This is a genomic window from Porphyromonas sp. HMSC065F10 (assembly GCF_001808555.1).
In the GTDB taxonomy this organism is placed as follows: Bacteria; Bacteroidota; Bacteroidia; order Bacteroidales; family Porphyromonadaceae; genus Porphyromonas_A.
This window is the reverse complement of sequence record NZ_KV793786.1, coordinates 1-4215: the sequence shown is the minus strand read 5'-3', so window position 1 is coordinate 4215 and position 4215 is coordinate 1. Positions and strand designations below refer to the sequence as shown.

General features: G+C 56.2%; 4 protein-coding genes. All 4 read left to right on the top strand.

The genetic code is table 11. The features are described from left to right. The first annotated feature begins 586 nt into the window (after positions 1 to 586). Positions 587 to 1192, top strand: a complete 606-nt coding sequence (locus HMPREF2890_RS05080; RefSeq protein ID WP_070466230.1) for a DUF3575 domain-containing protein — start codon at positions 587 to 589, stop codon at positions 1190 to 1192. Between the two features lie 12 nt (positions 1193 to 1204). Then, on the top strand, positions 1205 to 2815 hold the full coding sequence (locus tag HMPREF2890_RS05075) for an OmpA family protein (protein ID WP_148130680.1): 1611 nt from the start codon (positions 1205 to 1207) through the stop codon (positions 2813 to 2815). 20 nt (positions 2816 to 2835) lie between these two features. Next, positions 2836 to 3942 (top strand): FimB/Mfa2 family fimbrial subunit, encoded by a 1107-nt coding sequence (locus tag HMPREF2890_RS05070; RefSeq protein ID WP_083289811.1) that lies wholly within the window; start codon positions 2836 to 2838, stop codon positions 3940 to 3942. An 88-nt stretch (positions 3943 to 4030) separates the two neighbouring features. Beyond that, a partial coding sequence (locus HMPREF2890_RS08975) for a hypothetical protein (RefSeq protein ID WP_148130679.1) occupies positions 4031 to 4215 on the top strand: 185 nt, incomplete at its 3' end.

Below are 4215 nucleotides of genomic sequence, written 5' to 3'. Positions count from 1 at the left end.
TGCGATGCCTGATCCACGGGTCATCGGGGCTATGCCCCTCGACCTGAGGCTAAGAAGCGAGCACCCCTGTCGGGGTGCTTCGTTCGCCACTCTTCACAATGAGTTGAGTGGCTTCTGTAACGCTCAAATGCGTCAGCCCTGGGGGCGAAAACATATTAGCGTCTTTTTTAGCAGAAATTTTTTGGAAGAGGTTTTTACCATTCCTTCCGCTTGTGGAGCGGTTTAAGGAAGAAATCAAGACACAGGGGATTAGCGCTTTTAAATTCACTTAAACGTGAAAAAGTTGTTAGGATAAAAAAAGATGGTATATTTGCGAAGTGATACTGACGAACTAGATTCGTATATATTCTTAGCACTACTTAACGGAAAGGATTTGGATATGTCAGATATTTTGTTAGAGAGAGAGAGAGAGAGAGAGCCTCTCTATACACTCTCCGATAGCCGTTTAGGCACGATCTCCGGAGAGTCGGCAACGGCCGGGTCTTCCGGTCTCTTGTACGCCCGTTCGAGTAGGACTCTCCTCCGTATACATAACAAGGTCACCACACTTTCCTCTGATCGCAGAGGCGGGTGTGGTGACCTCGTTTTGTCTTCTGCCCATAGGGGCAGGTTTCTACTCCTTGCCGTCACCCTCCTGCTCCTCCTTGGCGGCGGGCGGGGCGTGGCTCAGACCGTTGGTATCAAGAGCAACCTCCTCTATCTGGCCACCACCACCCCCAATCTCGGGGTTGACTTCCGGATGGCAGATCACTGGAGTATGAGCCTTCACGGCTCATACAACCCTTTCCTCTTTCCTCAGTGGACCGATGAAGAGGGTAACGCCTACAACCCCAAGATCATCCACTGGGGCGTGATGCCGGAGCTCAAGTACTGGTTCTGCAAGACCTACGAGCGGAGCTTCATCGGACTTCACGGGATCTATGGGCAGTTTAATATTGGAGGCATTCCCTTCATTGATCAGCTCCGAACCGTTCGCTATCATGGTCAGATCTATGGTGGCGGACTCTCCTATGGGTACCAGTTTGCGATCGGGTCGCGCTGGGGGTTAGAGCTCTCCCTCGGGGCGGGTTACCTCCGTATGCAGTACGACCGCTGCGATGCTTACGTCTGTGGCGACACGCAGGGGCAATATACGCGGGACTATATAGGACCGACCAAGGCAGCGATATCTCTGGTATACTTCATCAATTAGAGCAACGGGATTATGAGTAGATGCAGAAACATACTGGTCGTAGCGGTCGCTGTTCTCCTCTTTGTAGGGAATAGTCTCACAGCGAGAGCTCAATACTTCGAGACGAAGAGGGGAGTGGGGGTCGCTCCGCAGATGCGAGAGATAGGTCCGGAGCTCAATTTTGAGGGCATTTCTATGTCTTGGGTCGGTGACCGTCACTTGGAGATCTCCTTCCGCGTCCATGTGGTGGGTAAGGTGGTGGGGCACGATGAGGCTCTCCACATCGTTCCCTGCTACGAGGAGGAAGGTGCCGTCTTCACCTTCCCCATCATTTTGGTCAATGATCCGACGCGCAACAGCTACTACCGACGTGAGACTGCCTTGCTGGACAGGGATGTCTACGTCAGCCACCGCCCGGCACAGGTGGTGGTGCTGGAGGGGAAGCGAACCGATGAGTGGGTCACCTATCGTCAGATGCTCACCCTGCCGAGCAGCGTCACCCGAAAAGGGGAGGTGAAGATCTACCAATTCATCCAAGGTTGCTGTGATCTCCGACAGGTGGCAGAGTACAACGCCGGAAGCGTGGCGGACAAGCGGGATCTGCGAGAGGGGGAGTCGACTCCCCCTGAGGCAAAGCCCTCGCTTCCGGAGGCGAAGGCTCAGTTGCCTGCACCGGAGGTCCGGGAGAGCGATGTCCGCTTCTATCGTCCCCAGCGCGAGGTGGTTAAGGAGCGACGGGAGAACCATACGGTGCGGATCCAGTTCCGTGTCGGCAAGTGGGACATCCTCCCCGACTATGCCGGCAACTACCGCGAGCTTCAGAAGGTGGAGTCGGTGATGCGCCCCCTCCTGCGAGGAGCCGATGTAACACTTCTCTCCGCATCCATCAGTGGGTACGCCTCCCCCGAGGCGACGGAGCCCTTTAATCTCGACCTCTCTCGGAAGCGCGCCATCAGCTTCCGTAGCTACCTGCAGAGTCGATATGGTCTCTCACTTGCCAACTTCCCCGCCCGAGGTATGGGTGAGGATTGGGTCGGACTTCGTAGAGCTGTGGAGCAGGACTACAATGTCCCCAATCGATGGACCGTCCTCTCCGTCATGGACAATGTGTATGACCTCGACCGGAGGGAGGCGGAGATCAAGCGTCTCGCCGGGATGAGTGCCTACCGCTACCTCCTCGATGTCCTCTACCCCCCGCTACGCCGTATGGAGATGGAGTTGCAGTACAAGGTACGCGACTATTCCACGGAGGAGGCAGAGCAGCTGATCGATAGCCGTCCGCAAGAGCTGAGTCAGGAGGAGATCTACCGTGTGGCGGAGCGCCACCGAGACGGTAGCGATCGGAGGAGCTATGGTAAGGAGTTTGACATAGCGGCACAGTACTTCAGCGAGGATCTGATCGCCAATCTCAATGCCTCCTCCGCTGCCCTCGTCCGAGGCGACTACCCCCTCGCCTGGCAATACCTCAGCCGGATCAAGGAAGAGCCGCTTGCCTACAACAATCTCGGACTCTACTACTGGGGCATAGGCGATGGAGCAAAGGCTGAGGACTACCTCCGTCGCGCCACTCGCGTCCCGGACACCCGAGACGAGGCGAATAGGAACCTGAAGCGACTTCACGTTGCAGTGAAGCAGATGCGGTGACCTCGGTAAGCCGTAGAGCCATGAGTAGAGGAAAGCAATACTTTACGCCCCAGCGCACGCTACAACCCCTGTCGGAGGTTATGCAGGAGAGGGCGAGAGGGTTCAAGCGAACTCTCAGGTGGCTCCTCGTGGCGGTCAGCGTGGCGGGAGGGGCTGGACTCTTCTTTCTCCTCACCTCCTGCAGCACTCTGGATGAGCGCGACGAGTGTTGTGAGGAGATACGGCTGATCTACCGCTACATCCCCGGTAGGGAGGATGAGTACCCGGATCACATCCGAGAGATCCACCACTACCTCTTTGACGGGGAGGGGCGCTATGTCCGTGAGCTGCGACAGACCTCCCCGCACTCTCAGCAGATCGTGCTGCGAGCTCTTCCGGTAGGCAGGTACACGGTGCTAACGCTGGCCAATCGGAGTGACCGATTCAGCAACTTCCCGGAGATGGTCGAGGGAGAGACCAAGTTGTCAGATCTTAGTATCACCGCGCTCTACGACACCTATAAGGAACCCAAGGATGGCGATCCGCTCTACTGGAACATCCGCGAGATCGTCTCAGAGCGCTTTGCCCACACCACTTACTACTGTGACCTCTCCAATATCCATTGTCACCTATTGGTGCGGGTTGTCTGGGGAGACATCTTTCCGCCGGGCGAAGGGGACTACAGGCTGGAGCTGGATCTACTCCCTGAGACGTACAATCTGCATCGTCCGGTCCGCAATGGTCTCTACACGTGGCAGGGACCGGGTGCTGATCCCGCCCTCTCCGGATCCTCCAAGGAGCGCTCGTACCACGAGTTTCCCTCCAATCGGGGAGCTTCTGGTCGCATCGTGGCACCGGTGACCCTCTTCGGCCACGAGCTGCGACACACCTTCCGCTCCCTGCGCTACACAGAGGAGCAGATCCCAACGCTACGGATCTACTACAATGGTCAGCTCTACCGCAAGGAGCTCGACCTCACGCGTTTCTTCCGGGATCAGGGTTTAAAGCCGGATCAAGATCCGGTACAGGACTACAAGATTGTGGTTCAGATCAATAAGGACAACATCCTCATCTTCCTCTGGACCGGCAGTCGGGTCGTCGACTGGCAGGATGGAGGGTCGATCTCGGGTGACCTAGCCGGATCATAATTGTTTTCACAGATGCAGGCTATGCTGATATATGTGACTACACTTCGCAAAGTTCATTTTGTTTACTCACTTAATTCTTAATATAGATATGAAGAAAACGATTATCGGAATGCTGACGCTGGCGTTGCTTGCGGGTATGGGGCTCTGCTCCTGCAGCCTGAACAGCCGGCAGGAGGTGAATGCTGGCGGGGAGACGTACAATCCCTCTGCCGAGAAGATCACCTTCTCCTTTGCAGCTCCACGGGGGCTTCCTACCACCTACGCCATCCATGA

Excerpts from the sequence above, each read along its gene's own strand:
- HMPREF2890_RS05075 (WP_148130680.1), top strand. The coding sequence starts at position 1,205 with ATGAGTAGATGCAGAAACATACTGGTCGTAGCGGTCGCTGTTCTCCTC.
- HMPREF2890_RS05070 (WP_083289811.1), top strand. The coding sequence starts at position 2,836 with ATGAGTAGAGGAAAGCAATACTTTACGCCCCAGCGCACGCTACAACCC.